The sequence below is a fragment of the Streptantibioticus silvisoli genome, assembly GCF_027947535.2.
Taxonomy (GTDB): domain Bacteria; phylum Actinomycetota; class Actinomycetes; order Streptomycetales; family Streptomycetaceae; genus Streptantibioticus_C; species Streptantibioticus_C silvisoli.
On the sequence record NZ_JAAGKO020000032.1, the window covers coordinates 21,014 to 38,279 of the forward strand.

Consider the following 17,266-nt stretch of genomic DNA (forward strand, 5'->3'; position numbering starts at 1 on the left):
GGGCCGCCCGGACCCCCGGCGGGCGGTCCGGGCGGCGCGGCGGACGGCGCGATCGGCCCGCGGCGGGGGTCAGCGGCCCTGGAGGGCGGCGGCGGCGCGGCGGACGGCGGGCAGTTGGGCGTAGAGCTTGGTGCCGGGGCAGGCGGTGGTGAAGCCGTCGCGGTGGCCGGAGATGGTGTTGAGGCTCACCCGGACCCCGGGGGCGTACTTGTTGCTGCCGGCCGAGGTCAAGGTGGTGCGGCCGGCCGCGTTGACGCCGGTGAGGCCGAGCTTCCAGGCGGCCAGCCGTTCCAGCGCCCGGACGGCGGCGGCGGACGGCTTGGCCTTGGTGAACGTGCCGATGACCGCGACGCCGGTGGTGTCGGTGTTGAAGCCGAGGGTGTGGGCGCCCAGCACGGCCCGGGTGACGCCGCCGGCCCGGCCCTCGTAGATCCTGCCGCACTTGTCGATCAGGAAGTTGTAGCCGATGTCCCGCCAGCCCTCGGCCCGCACGTGGTAGCGGTAGATGCCGCGCACGATGGCCGGTGCGTCGGCGCAGGCGTAGTCGTTGCTGGTGGCGGTGTGGTGGACGAAGACCGCCTTGGTGGTGCCGGTGTAGGCGAAGGCGGTCTCGCGCAGCGACTCGTCCGCCTTCCAGCCGGCCCGGCTGACGATGGCGGGGCGCGGCGCGGTGTGCGGGGCCGGGTCGGTGTAGGGGTCGTCGTCATCGGGGAGGTCTCCCTGGTCGCCGCCGTCCCAGCCGTCGGACCCGTCGGGGTCGTCGTACCGGGCGGCGTGCCCGGCCCGCCGGTCGTCGCCGGAACCGGTTGGGGAGTCGCCGGAGCCGCCTGCGGAGTCGCCGGAAGCGCCCGGGGAGTCGGGCGCCGGATCGCCCGCGGAGTCGTCGGCCGGACCGCTCATGGCATCGCCTGCGGGGTCGCTCGCGGAGTCTCCTGCGGACGCGCTCACGGGGTCGTCTCCGGACCCGCTCAGGGGATCGTCACGGGACGCGTCCGCGGAATCGCCGGCGGAATCGCCGGCGGCCCGGGCCGGGGCGGAACCGTCCGCGGAGCGCCGGGTGGCGTCGGAGGCCGGGCCGGGGTCGGCGGCGGTCCCGGCCGGGGCCGTGCCGGGGTCGACGAGGTCGACGCGCAGGCCGTGCGGCAGGGCGGGGGCCCGGGTGCCGGCGACCCGGTCGACGGCGCCGTCCGGGGTGACGCGGACCTGGACGCCGTCGGCGTCGCCGACCCACAGCGGAGCGGTCCCGCCGCGCACGGCGCCGCCGGCGGCCTCCGCCGACCCGGTGTCCGGCCGGTCGTCGCCGGCCTCCAGGTCCCGCCAGCCCGACCAGCCGCCGGTGGCCAGGGACCGGGTGCGGACCTGGACGGCGCCGCGCAGGGCCGTACCGCCGTCGTCCCAGGTGACACCCAGCATCGAGAACGGCTTGACGACGCGTGAGGTGAGCCCCTCGGGCGCGACGGCGCCCCGGGCGCGGGGGGCGTCGCCGGCGGGCAGCGGGGTCAGCGGGATGAAGCGGGCGGCGCCCTGCGCGTCACTCACCGAGGGGATGCGCGCCGCTGCGGGCGCGGAAGCCGGAAAGGCCGGACGAAGGAGGAGCGCGGCGGAGCACGCGCAGGCGGCTGCGACGGTGGTGGCAAGGAAGGCACGCATGATCAAAATATGCACATACGACAGGAATACCGCGAATCGTCAGGTGACGGCCCGTCGGCTTCTGACGACCCGTCCGGCGGCATCCGGCCGTACTCTTGCCGCGTGAACGACACCGCCGCGATCCCCGCCGACTTCCTGCGATCCGCGCTGGCCGCCGACCCGGGACGGCCGCTGCTGACGTACTACGACGACGCCACCGGGGAGCGGGTGGAACTGTCGGTCGCCACCCTCGCCAACTGGGTGGCGAAGACCGCGAACCTCCTCCAGGACGACCTCGGCGTCCAGCCCGGCGACCGGGTGGCGCTGCTGCTGCCGGCGCACTGGCAGACGGCCGCCTGGCTGCTGGCCTGTTTCGCCGTCGGGGTGACGGCGGCGCCGGGCGGCGACCCGACGGCCGCCGACGTGGTGGTCAGCGGTCCGGAGACCCTGGAGGCGGCGCGGGCCTGCTCCGGCGAGCGGATCGCGATGGCGCTGCGCCCGCTGGGCGGCCGCTTCCCGGCGGTTCCCGACGGGTTCGCGGACTACGCGGTCGAGGTGCCCGGCCAGGGCGACCGCTTCAGCCCGTACGCGCCGGTGGACCCGGAGGCGGACGCGCTGGCACTGCCGGACGGGAGCGTGCTGTCCGGTGCGCAGGTGGTCGCCCGGGCCCGCGAGGAGGCCGCCGCGCTCGGGCTCGGTCCGGGCTCGCGCCTGCTGTCCGGCGACGGCTACGGCGACTGGCCGGGGCTGGCGACCGGCCTGCTGGCACCGCTGGCGGCCGGCGGTTCCGTGGTGCTGTGCCGGCACCTGGACCGGCTCGGCGACGCCGGCCTGGAACGGCGCCTGGAGGCCGAACGCGTCACACACCAGGCCTGACACGGGTTCCTGCGGTCACCGGGAGGGGCGGTGCTCGTTGCCCCGGTGCCCGGGCAGGGCCGACGCCCACTCCTCCGGTGCCCCGGCAGGGCCGGTGCTCGTTCCTCCGGTCACCGGTCCTCCGGCCACCGGGCAGGGCCGACGCCGGTTTCTCCGTTCACCGGGCAGGGCCGGCGCCCGCTCCTCCGGTCACCGATCCTCCGATCACCGGGCAGGGCCGGTGCTCGTTCCTCCGGTCACCCGGCAGGGCCGCCGCCCACTCCTCCGGTCACCGATCCTCCGGCCACTCGGCAGGGCCGGTGCCCGCCCCTCCGGTCACCCGGTACGGCCAGCGCCCGGCGCTCCCGGCCACCCCGCCCACCCAGCAGGACTGCCCCCGCACCCCGCTCCCCCACCAGCCCCGGCACCGGCGGCCCCGGCACCGTCAGCCCCGGCACCGGCGGCCTCCGGTCACCCGGATGGCCCAGTCCGGCGTCGCCCCCGGCACCGTCCGGGGCGACGATCGACGGACCTGACCAGTCGCCGATCGCACCGCTGGGGGCCGTATGGGGCACGCCGAGGGACCGCCGCGCGACGGGGACGACGGCACGCCGCCGCCCCCCGGCCCCGACGGCCCGCCCGGCACCCCCGAGAACCGCGGCACGGGCTCCGGCGGCGGGCGATCCCGTCGCCTCGGGCGTCTGCGGGCGCACTGGGGGCGGTGGCTGGCGCTGTCGCTGGGGCTGGTGGTGCTCGTGGTGGCCGGCGCCGGGTGGGTGGTGTTCGAGCGGCTGAACGGCAACATCCGCACCGACTCCGGGGCCGAGGCGGAGCTGGAACGGCACGCGGCCGAGCGCCCGCCGCCCAGCGCGCACCGCTCGCAGAACATCCTGGTCATCGGCACCGACAGCCGCTCCGGCGCCAACGGCGCGTACGGGCACGACAACGGCACCCAGCGGGCCGACACCGTCATCCTGCTGCACCTGGCCGGCGGACGGCACAGCGCGACCGCGGTGAGCATCCCGCGCGACCTGATGGTTCCGGTGCCGGCCTGCGGGGGCGCCGGCGGCTCGGGCGGCCCGGCCGGGACCGCGCAGTTCAACTCGGCGTTCGAGCGCGGCGGCGCGGCCTGCGTGATCCGGACCGTCGAAGGGATGACCGGGCTGCGGGTCGATCATCATCTGGTCATCGACTTCACCGGCTTCAAGCACGTGGTGGACGCGGTGGACGGGGTGCGGGTGTGCGTGCGCCGGCCGATGCGGGACCCGCGGGCGCACCTGGACCTGCGGGCCGGCACGCAGCGGCTCGACGGCGACCAGGCGCTGGGCTTCGTGCGCTCGCGGCACGTGGACGGCGACGGCAGCGACACCGAGCGGATCGGCCGCCAGCAGGAATTCCTGGCCGCGCTGGCCGCCAAGGTCAAGTCCGACGGCGTGCTGCTGAACCCCGGCAGGCTCTACCCCGTGCTGGACGCGGCGACCCGGTCGGTGGTGGCCGACCCGGGGCTGGACTCGCTGAGCCGGCTCTACGACCTGGTGGCGAGCCTGCGGCACACCCCGAGCGGCCGGATCCGGTTCCTGACCGTGCCGCGCGAGCCCTATACGGCGGACCGGGACCGCGACCAGCTGCTCCAGCCGGCGGCCGGCCACCTGTTCGCCGCGCTGCGCGCCGACCGCCTCCCGCCCGGCGGCGGCCGGCCGTCCCCGCGCCCGTCGACCGGCGCGACGGCGGGCACCGGATCCACCACGGCCGCCGGCGTCTGCGGCGCGGCCCACTGACGGTTGTCCGGGCGGCGGCCCGCTGAGGCGGCGCGACACCCCGGGGAACGCACGATTTGTCACGTACGCCCGTCAAGCGCTGGACTGTCCGACGAGTCCCGACGAGTCCCGACGACCCGGCAGCGACGGAGGCCAGCGAGCGTGCCAGACATCGATCCCGCCGATCAGGGGGTGCCGGACGCCGTCCTGCGGCGGTGGAAGCGGCGGCCGGCGCGGCCGGGGGCGGCGCGGCGCGGGCGGCCGGGGCCGCTGGTGTGGGGCGCCGGGGCGCTGGGGTTCGTCCTGGCGGCCGGCGGGGTCGGCGGCTTCCTGGTCCACCGCGGTCCCGACCGCGCCCCGCACACCGTCCGGGCCGCCACCGGCGCCGGGCGGGCCGCGGTGGCCACCGGCCCGTTGAACATCCTGCTGATCGGCACCGACAGCCGCATCGGCCCGGGCCGGCGGTACGGGGACACCAGCCACCACCCGGACACCGCGGTCCTGGCGCACGTCGCGCCCGGCTGGGGCGGGGCGACCGCGATGAGCATCCTCCGGGGCCCGTCCACGTAAGGACCCGGCCACGTCGGGACCGTGCACGTCGGGACCGGCCACGTCGGGACCGTGCACGTCGGGACCGTGCACGCGGGAAGAACCCGCCGCGTCACGGGAACCGTCCGCGTGAGAGGGAGCCCGTTCGCGTGAGGGGGCGCCGTTCGCATGAGGGGGCGCCGGGTTCCGGGGCGATGAACGGATGAACCGATCATCGCGCTGTAACGGGCAACACGATCCTCCCCATGCAACCCCTTCCGGGTGTCAGTGGTCGTACAGGTTGACACCCTGGAGGCTTGATGTTCGACACTCCCGCGCGGAGGGGCGGCATACCCGGCATACCCGGCGACGCGCGCCAGGCGGTGCCGGACGCGCCCGGACAGCCGATCCCCGGCACGCCGACCGCCGACGTGCCGGCCGGGCCGGCCGCCGTGCCGGCCCGCCGGCGGCGCCGCGGCCGGCGGGTGCTGAAGTGGGTGTCGCTGGGGGTCGCGGTGCTGCTGCTGGCGACGGCCGGGGCCGGCTACGCGTACTACCGGCACCTGAACCACAACATCCGCAAGGGCGAGCGCAGCAGCGGCCATACGTTCGTGCGTCCCGCCAAGCCGAACGCGGCAGGGCAGACCCCGTTGAACATCCTGCTGATCGGCTCGGACAGCCGGGACAGCGCGGACGACGTGGCGCTGGGCGGCGCGCGGGAGAACGCCGGGGGTCCGGCGCGCGCCGACGTCGAGATGCTGCTGCACGTCTCCGCCGACCGGCGGCACGCGGCGCTGGTGAGCATCCCGCGCGACACCCGGGTGGACATACCGCGCTGCGTCGACCCGAAGAGCGGCCAGGTCTATCCGCCGGTCGAGACGATCATCAACGCCTCGCTGTCCCGCGGCGGTCCCGGCTGCACGCTGGCGACCTGGGAGAACCTCACCGGGGTCTACATCGACCACTGGATGGAGGTGGACTTCGCGGGCGTGGTGAAGATGGCCGACGCGGTCGGCGGCGTCGACGTGTGCGTCAAGGAGAACATCTGGGACCACCCGACCCTGGCGATACCGCACGGCGGTTCCGGCCTGAAGCTGACGGCCGGCACCCACCGGATCACCGGCAAGCAGGCGTTGCAGTGGCTGCGCACCCGGGACGCGTTCGGCAGCGACCTGGGCCGGGCGCAGGCGCAGCACATGTATCTGGCGTCGATGCTGCGGGAGTTGCGCGCCCAGGACGTCTTCACCGACCCGACCCGGCTGATGGGGCTGGCGGACACCGCGACCCGGTCGATCGTGGTCTCCAGCGAGATCGGCACCGTCGACAAGCTCTACGGCCTGGCCCAGCAGCTGAAGGACGTCTCGCCGGACGCGATCACCATGGCAACCATGCCGACGGTCCCCGATCCGCAGGACCCGCAGGCGCACCTGGTGCCCGACACGCGGCCGGCCGGCAAGCTGTGGTCGATGCTCCGCAACGACGTGCCGTTCGACGGTTCGAAGACGGTGGTGCCCGGCACGAGCGCGACGGCCACCCCGTCGGGACCGCCGGCCCATCCGGACGCGTCGATCGCGGTGACCGTGGTGAACGGCACCGGCGGCGCCCAGGAACGGGCGGTGGCCGGGCGGGGATCGGCGATCACCGCGGCGCTGACGGCCCGCGGCTTCGCCCGGGCGGTGACCAGTCAGGCGCTGGCCGCGTCGGCCGGCACCACGGTGACCTTCCCGGCCGCCACCGGCGCGCAGGGCCTGGCGGACGCCACCGCGGTGGCCGGCGCGCTGCACATACCGGCGAGCGCGGTGAAGGCGTCGGGCACGGCGACGGCGGTGACGGTGACCGTCGGCGCGGACTGGACGACCGGCACCGACTACGCGGCCACCGTGCCGCCGGCCGGCCAGGTCCCGGCCGGGTCCGACAGCCTCAACGGTTCCGACACCCACGCCTGCATGGACGTCTACGGGCCCTACCAGTGGTGAGGGCCCGCAGGGGGCGGCGCGGCACGACTCGGTACGACGGCGCGGTACGACTCTGTATGGCGGCGCGGCGTGACGGCGCGGTACGACGACGGCGTGACGGCCGGGGTCAGACCGCCGCTTCCGGCGCGACGGCCGGGCGGCGGCTGGCGATGACCTTCCTGGCCAGCGACTTCGGGCTGGTCAGGAAGCCCCAGCCCCACGTCATGTGCATGGTCGCCAGCGCCACCGGGATCCGCAGCCGGGCGCCGAGGTCCAGGCCCTTGCCGGCCGGCAGCGACCCGAGCACGATGCCCGCCACGTAGCCGACCGGGACGACGAAGCCGATCGGGTGGACCAGCACGCCGACCAGCACGCCCGCCACGATCGCCAGCACGGCGGCCGGCGGGGCGAGGTAGCGCAGGTTGATCGACCCGGAGTGGAACCGGGCCACCACGTGCCGCCAGCGGCCGTAGTTGCGGTACTGCTTGGCCAGTTCGCGCACGTTGGGCCGCGGCCGGTAGGAGACCTTCAGCTCCGGCGAGAACCAGATCCGGCGGCCGGACTCGCGGATGCGGAAGTTCAGCTCCCAGTCCTGGGCGCGGATGAACTCCTCGTTGTAGCCGCCGAGCCGGTCCAGCACCTCGCGGCGGAAGACGCCGAGGTAGACGGTCTCGGCCTCGCCGGCCCGGCCGCCGGTGTGGAAGGCGGCGTTGCCCACCCCGATCTTCGCGGTCATCGCGGCGGCGACCGCGCGCTCCCAGGCGTTCTCGCCCTCGGCGTGCATGATGCCGCCGACGTTGGCCGCGCCGGTCTCGTCCAGCAGGCGCACGGCGGTGGCGATGTAGTTCGGCGAGAGCATGCCGTGGCCGTCGACCCGGACCACCACGGGGTGACGCGAGGCCTTGATGGCGGCGTTCAGCGCGGCGGGGGTGCGGCCGGTCGGGTTGGGCACGGTGTGCACCCGCGGGTCCTCGGCGACCAGCCGCGCGGCGATCTCGTCGGTACGGTCGGTGGACGGGCCCAGGGCGATCACGACTTCCAGCTCACCGGCGTACTCCTGCTGGAGGACTCGGGTGACGGACTCGCGCAGATGCCGCTCCTCGTTGAGCACCGGCATGATCACCGAAACGGCGGGGAGGCCGGGGGCCTCGGCGGGGGTCTGGTCGGCGTTCATCGGCGGACACGTTACCGCGAACGCGCCGGCCCCCCGCGCCCCGGGCGCCGGTGCGGGCTCCGGTGGGCACGGTTCGGGGGCCGACGGGGGCGGCGCGGGGTTCGACGCGGGGGCCGCGGAGTGCGGCGGCGCGGGGGCCGCGGAGTGCGGGGGCGCGGGGTTCGGCGCGGGGGCCGCGGAGCGCGGGGGCGCGGGGGCCGCGGGGGGCGGCGGGTCCGGGCGGGTGGCCGGCGGTGGGTGGTCCGGCGTGGGGGCGGGGGCGGTCCGGGGGGTACGGCTAGCCTGATGATCCTTTATGCCGCTTGTATGCGCATTCGTTCGTCCGTGTGCGGCCCCCGGCCCACCGACCCACCGGCCGACCGTGCGCGTGACGGAGGTGCCCGCCATGCCCCAGCCAGCCCGCCGGACCCCGCGTGCCGTGTCCGCCGGCCGCCGGCGACGGCCGGGCGCGCGCCGCCGCCACCGGACGCACCGGGCCCGGCGGATCGCCGGCGCGGTCTCGCTGGCGGTGCTGACCACCAGCGGGCTGGTCAACGTGGCGATGGAGGGCGTCGGCGGCGGCATCGGCCGGGTGGACGCGTTCGCCGGGCTGGACAACCGGCCGCCCAAGAGCCTCGGGGAGAACTTCCTGCTGGTCGGCACCGACGACCGCGACCACCTCACCGGGGCCGAAAGCGCCCGCTACCGGCTCGGCGGCGCCCCCTGCCACTGCACCGACACGGTCATGCTGGCCCACCTGTCCCAGGACCGCTCGCGGCTGTCGGTGGTGAGCGTGCCGCGCGACACCGAGGTGCGGCTGCCGGCCGGCGACGGCCGCCCGGCGCGGATCACCAAGCTCAACTCCGCCTACCAGCAAGGCGGTCCGCGGCTGGCGGTGGCCACCGTGGAGCACCTGACCGGCGTGCACGTCGACCACTACCTGGAGTGGGACTTCGCCGGCTTCATGAAGACCGTCGACGCGCTCGGCGGCGTGCCGGTGTGCACCGAGGTGCCGTTGCGCGACGCGAAGTCCGGCCTCGACCTGCCGGCCGGCACCACCGTCCTCAACGGCGGCCGGGCGCTGGAGTACGTGCGGGCCCGCTATCTCGACGGCACCGCCGACCTGGGCCGGATGCGCCGCCAGCAGAAGTTCCTGGCCGAGGTCGTGCACCGCGCGACCTCCACCGGCCTGCTGCTCGACCCGGTCAAGCTGGCCGGCACCGTGCGGACCACCCTGGGCTCGATCCGCGCCGACACCGGCCTGGACCCCGCCGACCTGATCCATCTCGCCGAAGCGGTACGGGACTTCACGCCCGGCTCGTCGGAGTTCACCTCGGTGCCGGTGGCCGACCTCGACCGCCGGCTGCCCGGCGCCGGCGCCGCGGTCACCTGGGACCGCCCGCAGGCCGACCGGCTGTTCGCCGCGATCCGCGCCGACCGCCCGCTCACCGCCGGCCGTTCCGCCACCGGGTCGCACCGTGCCGCGCCCGGCACCCCGGTGCCGGTGGACCCGCACGCGGTACGCGTCGTGGTCACCGGCGCCGACCACGACGCGGTACGCCGCACGGCGGTCACGCTGCTCGCGGAGGGGTTCGCCGTCCGCCCGCCGTCCGCGGTGCGCCGGGTGCCCGCGGTCGCCACGTCCGGCGGCGCGCGCACCGTCATCTCCTACGACCCGCGCTGGGACCGCTCCGCCCGCTCACTGGCCGCCGCGCTGCCCGGCTCCACCGTCCGCCGCGTCCCCCTGCTCGGCGGCGTCCTGCGCGTCGCCCTCGGCACCGGCCGCTCGCCGGTCGCCCCCGTGCGGTACGCGCCCGCCGCGCCGGAGCCCGGAGCCGGCGCCGGGGTCGCCGGCGCGGTCACCGGCGACAGCGAGCTGTGCCCGTAGGGCGGGTACGGGGGGCGGCCGGACCGGCCGCGTGCGGGACCGGCGTGGGCGCCGCACCGGCCGTCCGGCGGCCCGGAGGAACCCTGTCCGGTGCCGACCGGACCGGCGGGGCGGCGCCGGACACGCGTGAGCGGGCCGGCCCCCGCAGCGCAGGGGCGGCCCGCTCGGCCGCTGGGGCGGGAAGGCTCAGCCCACGTGGCTCACGGCCGACTGCGCCGGGTGCGCGGCCTTGGCCGGCGCCGCGGGCTTGGCGGGGGTGAGGTGCTTCATCGGCGCCGTGGGCTTGGCCGGGGCCAGGCGGTGCACGGGCTTCGCGGGCTTGGCCGGGGCCAGGTGCTTCACCGGCATCGCGGGCTTGGCCGGGGTCAGGCGGTGCGCGGGCTTCGCCGGCTTGGCCGGGGCCAGGTGCTTCACGGGCTTGGCCGGCATCAGGTGCTTCACGGGCTTGGCCGGCATCAGGTGCTTGGCGGGCTTGGCCGGCATCAGGTGCTTCACCGGCTTGGCCGGCATCAGGTGCTTCACCGGCACCGCGGGCTTCGCCGGAGTCAGGTGCTTGGCGGGCTTCGCCGGAGTCAGATGCTTCGCGGGCTTGGCCGGCATCAGGTGCTTCGCCGGCTTCGCCGGGGTCAGATGCTTGGCGGGCTTCGCCGGGGTCAGATGCTTCGCCGGCTTCGCCGGGGTCAGATGCTTGGCGGGCTTCGCCGGCTTCGCCGGGCTCAAGGGCTTCGCCGGCACTGCCGGCTTGGCCGGCTTGGCCGGCAGCGCCGGGTGGAGGAGTTCGGCCGGGATGAGCTGCTCGTCGGTCAGCGCCGGTTTGGCGGTCTTGTCGGCGACCACGCAGGCCTGGAAGAGGCCCTGGTTGTTCAGCGCGAATCCGGGGGCCCAGCCCGACGGGCAGGTGCGGGCCGCCGGGGCCGCCTGGGCGGTGGCCGGAAGCGCGAGGCCGAGGCCGGCTGCGGCGAGCACGGCGAACGTGCCTGCGGTGGTGCGGTGCATGACGTTCCTCTCATCGGGGCGCGGAGACACGCCCGGTCGCCGTTAGGCATATGTCGTACCGCGTTCCGCCAATCGGGACGGTGGCGCCGCCCACCGTCCTGGCCCACCGGTGTCCCCCGCGTGGCGGCCGGGGAGTCGGCAGGCCCGCCGGAGGTCAGTCGTCCTGCGCGGTGCCGCGTTCGTCGCGCAGGTCCTTGATGGCGCGGCGGCGGGCCAGCCGGTGGGTGCGGCGGATCTGCGCCTCGTCGAACCGCTGGCGGTCCTGGTCGTTCTCGGCGAGCACCGCCGGCACCTCGCGCGGGTGGCCGGCCGCGTCGACCGCCACGAAGACCAGGTAGGCGCTGGCCACATGGGTGGAGGGACCGGACTCGTTCCACCGCTCCGCCGAGACGCGCACCCCGATCTCCATGGAGCTGCGGCCGGTCCAGTTGACCTGCGCGTCGACCTTGAGCAGGTCGCCGACCCGCACCGGTTCGAGGAACGCCATCTCGTCCATCGCGCCGGTCACCGCCGGGCCCTCGGAGTGCCGTCCGGCGACCGCCCCGGCGGCGTCGTCGACCAGCTTCATCACCACGCCGCCGTGCACGGTGCCCAGCAGGTTGGTGTGCTGGTTGGTCATGATGTGCGACAACGTCACGCGGGAGGCCGAGTTGGGCTTCGCGGGCGGTCCGGGCAGCGGCTCGTTCATGGGCCCAGATTAATCCCGCCGTACCGGACCCCTGTGGTAATGCTTCACCTGACCGGTCAAGTACCGCCGTAGCGGGGCGAGTCGGCGTTGGGCACCCGTCTTCGCCCCGGCGCCCGCCCGGGGAGCCGGTCACCCCTGAGGGTGGTAGCGAGGGAATCCCAGGTCACGCCGGTTCTACGGCGAGAATCGTTGAGGTCATGAAGCCGCAAGTCCCCCCGACCGCGGCGCCGGCGCACGCCGGCGCCCCCGAGTGCCGCTGGACGCTGCGCGCCGAGCCGCACGGGCTGCACGAGGTACGCCGCGCCGTACGCGCCCGGCTGCGCGCCTGGGGCCGCGAGGAGCTGACGCTCCCGGCCGCGATGTGCGTGACCGAATTACTCAGCAACGTCCACAAGCACGCCCGGTCCCCGGAGTGCGAGCTGACCATGCGCGGAATCACCCGTGGCATCCGGATTTCCGTCATCGACCGGGAGCCTCGGCTGCCGGTGGCGGGCGAACCAGGCCACCTGTCGCGGCGCGGCCGCGGCCTGTTCCTGCTCGGCGGGACGGTCGACGCGTGGGGCGCGCTGCCGGTGCCCGGCGGCAAGGAGGTCTGGTTCACGCTGCACGCCGACGACGACCACTCCCCCGCCGCACCGCACCGCGACCGCGCGCACTCCGCCGACGGGACCGGTGACCCGATCGGCGGCCTGACCGGCGAAGACACCGGCGGCCCGACCACCGCCGGCACCGACGGCGGAACCCCCGGCGGAACCAACCGCGGGAGGCACGCGTGACGCCGCAGACTCCGCTGACGCCGCAGACGCCGCTGACGCCGTTGCCGGAGCTGACCCGCGAGGGCATCAACGCGCTGGCGACGTACACCTGGCTGGAGACGACCGCGATCGGGCGGATAGCGGTGGTGCTGGCCGCGCATCCCGAAGGCGGCGACGGGGCGCGGTCGTTCGCGCGGGCGCTGCGGCTGGCCGAGCCGGCGGACCGGATGCCGTACGTCGGCGACCGGATATCCGTCGACGGCGCGCACGCGCGGTTGCGGCTCGACGACTGCGCGTACCTGGTGGAGTTGGCCGTCGGCCCGCAGTGGGCCGCGTTCGTGGCCGGCGGCGGACCGGTCGCGCTGGTCGCCGGCCTCGATCCGCTGCCGCGCTGCGCGCCGCCGGACACCGTGGCGTCCTACCTGCGCGGGGCCCGGCTGCGCCTGGGCACGACAGCGGTGGCCCGCGAGGACGTCTGACGCGAGCCGGTCCCCCGACCGGGACGCACGCCCGCCCCCGGGCCGAATCACCGCGCCGTACGCGAATCACGATCCGCATACAGGTCGATACGCAACGCAACCACCGGCCGGTACACGGGCTGTTCCCGGGCCGCTTCGCCGTCGGGACACTGGCCCGGACCCGCTCCCCTCTCGATCGGATGAAAGGGTCGGATGAAAGTACGGTCACCAATCCATCAGGTCTGCTACAGAACGGTCCCGGCCCGTCGGCCCCGGGCGGTCAGCGGGCACACTTCAGTGCATGGACGCATGGCGCGATGGTTGGACCGACGAGGGCGAGCCCGAGGGGGCCCGTGTGATGCCGCACGTCCGGCGCGAGGACCGCTACGGCGGGCGGCCGGACGACCGTGGGCGGCAGGCGTATCCGGGCGGTCACCCGCAGCAGGGGCGCACGCACGGCGAGCCGCCGCTGCCCCCGGAGCTGGACCCACGCCGCGCGGGCCGGGTGCCCCGGCAGCCGCAGCGCGACCCCGGGTACGACGGGGGCGCCCCGCCGTACCGCGGCGGTGGCGGGAGCGGACCGGGCCGGCCGCGCAACTGGCGCAAGCGCATCACGTACGGCGTGCTGACGCTGGTCGTCGCGCTGATCGCCACGTCCATCGGCACGTACTTCTGGGCGGACGGCAAGCTCGCGCGGACCGTCGACCTGAGCACGCTGCCGGACCGGCCGCCGGTCGGCAAGGGCACCAACTACCTGATCGTGGGCTCCGACAGCCGCGACGGGATGTCGGCGGCGGAGAAGAAGGAGCTGCACACCGGCTCCGCCGACGGCAAGCGCACCGACTCGATGATGGTGCTGCACATAGGTTCCAACGGCGACACGCTGATGAGCCTGCCGCGTGACTCCTACGTGACGATACCGGCGTTCACCGGTGAGTCCGGCAAGCACTACCCGGCCACCACGCACAAGCTGAACACCGCGTACTCGTGGGGCGGCGGGGCGCTGCTGACGCAGACGGTGGAGCACGACACCGGTATCCACATCGACCACTACGCGGAGATCGGCTTCACCGGCTTCGTGAACCTGGTCAACGCGCTGGGCGGGGTCAACATGTGCCTGCCGAACGCGATCCACGACACCGCCTCGGGCGCCGACTTCAAGGCGGGCTGCCAGGAGTTCAACGGCCAGCAGTCGCTGGAGTTCGTGCGTGAGCGGCACGCGGAGGCCGACCAGGACCTGGGACGGATGCGCAACCAGCAGAAGTTCCTGGCCACCCTGGCCCACCAGGCGGCCTCGCCGTCGACCGTGCTGAACCCCTTCAAGCTCTACCCGGTGCTCGGCGCGGGCCTGGAGACGCTGGAGGTCGACAAGAGCATGAACCTCTACGACCTGTCCCAGATGTTCTTCGCCATGAAGGACGTCTCCGGCGGCAACGGCAAGTCGCTGACGGTGCCGATCTCCAACCCCAACCTGCCGACCCCCAGCGACGGCGACGCGGTGGCCTGGGACACCACCCGGGCGCACGAGCTGTTCAGCCAGCTGCAGAACGACCAGCCGGTCACCGCGACCGCCTCGAACTGAGCCGGCCGGCCACCCGGCCCCCGCACCCGCACCGCAGCGCAACGCCGCCGCCCCCGGTCACCTGGTGACCGGGGGCGGCGGCGTGCGGTGCGGTGGCCGTCAGCCGGTGAAGGCGGTCAGGCCGTTCGGGGTGCCGAGGCCGGTCGGGCCGTCGTAGCCGGTCTCCGCGGTGCACAGGTACGCGGGCGAGCAGCTGGCGGTCGAGCCGGTGGTGACGTCGTTCAGGCTGCCGGTGTGGGCGTAGGGGAAGGACGCCGGGACCGAGCCGGACGACGGGGTGCCGGCGTCGGCGTAGACCGAGGCGATGATCGGCGAGGCGACCGAGGTGCCGCCGAAGACCTCCCAGCCCGGGTCGCCGCCGTAGGTGTCGTAGACCGCGACACCGGTGGCCGGGTCGGCCACCGCGGAGACGTCGGCCACGGTGCGCTTGGCGCAGCCGGTGTCCTTCTGCCAGGTCGGCTTGGCGTCGTCCTTCGAGCAACCGGAGCCGGCGCCCTCGGAGGAGGAGGTCGACCACACGCTCTCCGACCAGCCGCGGGCGTTGGACGCCTTGTTCAGCGCGGTGCCGCCGACCGCGGTGACGTACTTCGACGCCGCCGGGTACTCCACGCCGTAGCCGCTGTCACCGGAGGAGGCGACGACCGCGACACCGGGGTGGTCGTAGTAGCTGCTGTCGTAGCTGCTGTCGGAGGAGGACTCGCCGCCGCCGTAGCTGTTGGAGACGAACTTGGCGCCCTTGGTGACCGCCTCGTTCACCGCCTTGCCCAGGTTGGCGTTGGAGGAGGAGGTGGCCTCGACCAGGATGATGTGCGCGTTCGGCGCGATCGCCGAGACCATGTCCAGGTCCAGCGACTCCTCCTCGGCCCAGCCGGCGTCGGCGGTCGGCAGCGAGGTGGTCGAGCCGGACTGGCTCATCTTGGTGAAGCAGCCGGTGCCGCAGGCGGGCAGGCCGTACTGCGATCTGTAGGTCGCCATGTTGGCGGCCGCGTTCGGGTCGTCGTAGGCGTCGATGATGGCGACCGTCTGGCCCGCGCCGCCGCCCGTCGGCAGGTTGTAGGCGCTGTAGAGGTCACTGGGGCCGTAACCGCTGGGGGTGGCACCGGGGTGCACGCCCATCGGGGCGTTCTCCGTGACGCTGGTCACGCGCAGGGCGTTGCACGCCATGACGCCGACGTGCGTCGGAGTGGCACAGGAACGGGTCCACGACACGTGGTGCGTGCCGGCGGCGGTGGCCGCCGGGGCGGTGGCGGCAAGGCCCGAGACGGCCAGGGCGGCGGCGCCGACGACCGAGTACGCGATGCGGCGCGACTGCGACTTGACGAGGGTGCGCAACGTGATCCTCCTGTAGCGGGGGTGAACGGGGGAGTTGCACGTACGGCGGTGCGGGTTGCCACCCCGGCCGGTGGTGGCTGGCGAGAAACGTAATGTTGACGTGGACCTTTCAACAAGACGGCACGGAGAAGATCGACCCCCGCTTTACCTTCGGCGGTTCGCGATGACCGACTTTTGGTGAACCCCTGGGGCTACCGAGGGCAAAAGTCGTTTTCGGCCACCCAAACCGGGCACGCGGCACCGGACGTGGCGGCTCCGCTTAAAGTCCCCTGCCGCGCGCCGTTTTCCAGCCACGGCCGACCGGAGCGGCCACCGCGCGACCGGGTGCGGACATGCGGCGGGACATCCGGCGGCACTTCCGGCGGGACATGCGGCGGGACATGGATCGGCCCCCGGCGCGGGACGCGCCGGGGGCCGACCGTGTGCGTCAACCGCCCCCGCATCACGGGCAGTTGAACGCCAACGACCCGGGTTACGGGAGGTTGCGTGCCATGACGATGCGCTGGACCTGGTTGGTGCCCTCGTAGATCTGGGTGATCTTCGCGTCGCGCATCATCCGCTCCAGCGGATAGTCACGCGTGTACCCGTAACCGCCCAGCAACTGCACCGCGTCCGTCGTGATCTCCATCGCCGCGTCCGAGGCGAAGCACTTCGCCGCCGCACCGAAGAACGTCAGATCCTCCTTGCCCGACCCCCGCGAGACCCGCTCCGAACGCGCCGCCGCCGCATACGTCAACTGCCGCGCCGCCTCCAGCTTCATCCCCATGTCCGCCAGCATGAACTGCACACCCTGGAAATCACCCACCGGCTTGCCGAACTGCTTGCGCTCACGCACATACCCCTTCGCGTAGTCCAACGCCCCCTGCGCGATCCCCAACGCCTGCGCCGCGATCGTGATCCGCGTGTGATCCAGCGTCCTCATCGCCGTCGCGAACCCCGTCCCCTCCGCACCGATCATCCGATCCGCCGGAATCCGCACCCCGTCCAGATACACCTCACGCGTCGGCGACCCCTTGATCCCCAACTTCCGCTCCGGCGCACCGAACGACACCCCCTCGTCCGACTTCTCCACCACGAACGCGCTTATCCCCTTCGACCGCTTGTCCGGATCGGTCACCGCCATCACCGTGTAGTACTCACTCACCCCCGCATTCGTGATCCACCGCTTCACCCCGTCCAGCACCCAGAAATCCCCGTCCCGCACCGCACGCGTCCGCATCCCCGCCGCATCCGAACCCGCCTCCGGCTCCGACAGGCAGTACGAGAACAACCCCTCACCCCGCGCCAACGGCCCCAGATACCGCCGCTTCAACTCCTCCGAACCCGACAACATCACCGGCAACGACCCCAACTTGTTCACCGCCGGAATCAACGACGAGGAAGCACACACCCGCGCCACCTCCTCGATCACCACCACCGTCGCCAGCGCGTCCGCCCCCGCACCCCCGTACACCTCCGGCACATGCACCGCGTGCAGATCGTTCGCCACCAGCGCCTCCAGCGCCTCCTGCGGAAAACGAGCCCGCTCATCCACCTCCGCGGCGAACGGCGCGATCTTCGCCTCCGCCAGCGCACGCACCGCCTCCCGGAGCATCTCGTGCTCCTCGGACGGCCGGTAGAGGTCGAAATCGGTGGAACCCGCCACGGTGCTCACTCCCAAGCTCTTGCTAACTACCGTTAAGTAACCTGA

The 17,266-nt window shown here is 74.4% G+C and carries 14 protein-coding genes; 8 read left to right on the plus strand and 6 right to left on the minus strand.

Translation table 11 applies throughout. The annotated features are described in order from the left end of the window. Positions 1 to 69 precede the first annotated feature (69 nt). Positions 70 to 1,539 carry a peptidoglycan recognition protein family protein gene (locus POF43_RS21220; protein WP_271325009.1) on the minus strand — a complete coding sequence of 490 codons (1,470 nt, stop codon included), beginning with the start codon at positions 1,537 to 1,539 and terminating at the stop codon, positions 70 to 72. Between the two features lie 213 nt (positions 1,540 to 1,752). Here POF43_RS21220 and POF43_RS21225 point away from each other — a divergent pair, with 213 nt between their 5' ends. From POF43_RS21225 to POF43_RS21240, 4 genes are all read left to right on the plus strand, one after another. Then, the gene (locus POF43_RS21225) at positions 1,753 to 2,505 is read left to right on the plus strand and encodes a TIGR03089 family protein (RefSeq protein ID WP_271325008.1); all 753 of its coding nucleotides are present in this window, start codon (positions 1,753 to 1,755) and stop codon (positions 2,503 to 2,505) included. A 545-nt stretch (positions 2,506 to 3,050) separates the two neighbouring features. Continuing rightward, a complete protein-coding gene (locus tag POF43_RS21230) occupies positions 3,051 to 4,262 on the plus strand; it encodes an LCP family protein (protein WP_271324636.1) in 1,212 nt (403 codons plus the stop codon). Positions 4,263 to 4,403: 141 nt separating this feature from the next. Continuing rightward, positions 4,404 to 4,811 carry an LCP family glycopolymer transferase gene (locus tag POF43_RS21235; RefSeq protein WP_271324635.1) on the plus strand — a complete coding sequence of 136 codons (408 nt, stop codon included), beginning with the start codon at positions 4,404 to 4,406 and terminating at the stop codon, positions 4,809 to 4,811. Positions 4,812 to 5,089: 278 nt separating this feature from the next. Then, positions 5,090 to 6,745 carry an LCP family protein gene (locus POF43_RS21240; RefSeq protein ID WP_271324634.1) on the plus strand — a complete coding sequence of 552 codons (1,656 nt, stop codon included), beginning with the start codon at positions 5,090 to 5,092 and terminating at the stop codon, positions 6,743 to 6,745. 106 nt (positions 6,746 to 6,851) lie between these two features. Here POF43_RS21240 and POF43_RS21245 read toward each other — a convergent pair whose 3' ends face one another. Next, positions 6,852 to 7,898, minus strand: coding sequence for a glycosyltransferase family 2 protein (locus POF43_RS21245; RefSeq protein WP_271317589.1), 1,047 nt, complete (start codon positions 7,896 to 7,898; stop codon positions 6,852 to 6,854). Positions 7,899 to 8,283: 385 nt separating this feature from the next. Here POF43_RS21245 and POF43_RS21250 point away from each other — a divergent pair, with 385 nt between their 5' ends. Further along, positions 8,284 to 9,765, plus strand: a complete 1,482-nt coding sequence (locus tag POF43_RS21250; RefSeq protein WP_271323352.1) for an LCP family protein — start codon at positions 8,284 to 8,286, stop codon at positions 9,763 to 9,765. Between the two features lie 186 nt (positions 9,766 to 9,951). Here POF43_RS21250 and POF43_RS21255 read toward each other — a convergent pair whose 3' ends face one another. Together POF43_RS21255 and POF43_RS21260 are read right to left on the minus strand one after the other, a co-directional pair. Next, positions 9,952 to 10,761 (minus strand): hypothetical protein, encoded by an 810-nt coding sequence (locus POF43_RS21255; RefSeq protein ID WP_271323353.1) that lies wholly within the window; start codon positions 10,759 to 10,761, stop codon positions 9,952 to 9,954. Between the two features lie 154 nt (positions 10,762 to 10,915). Further along, positions 10,916 to 11,449 (minus strand): acyl-CoA thioesterase, encoded by a 534-nt coding sequence (locus tag POF43_RS21260; protein ID WP_271314516.1) that lies wholly within the window; start codon positions 11,447 to 11,449, stop codon positions 10,916 to 10,918. Between the two features lie 197 nt (positions 11,450 to 11,646). Between POF43_RS21260 and POF43_RS21265 the strand changes: the two genes are divergently transcribed. The 3 genes from POF43_RS21265 (at position 11,647) to POF43_RS21275 (ending at position 14,244) form a co-directional block, all read left to right on the plus strand. Continuing rightward, a complete protein-coding gene (locus POF43_RS21265; protein WP_271323354.1) occupies positions 11,647 to 12,225 on the plus strand; it encodes an ATP-binding protein in 579 nt (192 codons plus the stop codon). After that, on the plus strand, positions 12,222 to 12,683 hold the full coding sequence (locus tag POF43_RS21270; RefSeq protein WP_271314514.1) for a hypothetical protein: 462 nt from the start codon (positions 12,222 to 12,224) through the stop codon (positions 12,681 to 12,683). Before POF43_RS21265 ends, POF43_RS21270 begins: the two co-directional genes overlap by 4 nt. 280 nt (positions 12,684 to 12,963) lie before the next feature. Continuing rightward, complete coding sequence (locus POF43_RS21275) at positions 12,964 to 14,244, plus strand: LCP family protein (protein ID WP_271323355.1); 1,281 nt, start codon at positions 12,964 to 12,966, stop codon at positions 14,242 to 14,244. A gap of 99 nt (positions 14,245 to 14,343) precedes the next feature. Here POF43_RS21275 and POF43_RS21280 read toward each other — a convergent pair whose 3' ends face one another. Together POF43_RS21280 and POF43_RS21285 are read right to left on the minus strand one after the other, a co-directional pair. Beyond that, positions 14,344 to 15,576, minus strand: coding sequence for a S53 family peptidase (locus POF43_RS21280; protein ID WP_271314512.1), 1,233 nt, complete (start codon positions 15,574 to 15,576; stop codon positions 14,344 to 14,346). Between the two features lie 472 nt (positions 15,577 to 16,048). Then, complete coding sequence (locus POF43_RS21285) at positions 16,049 to 17,221, minus strand: acyl-CoA dehydrogenase family protein (protein ID WP_271323356.1); 1,173 nt, start codon at positions 17,219 to 17,221, stop codon at positions 16,049 to 16,051. Positions 17,222 to 17,266: the final 45 nt, after the last annotated feature.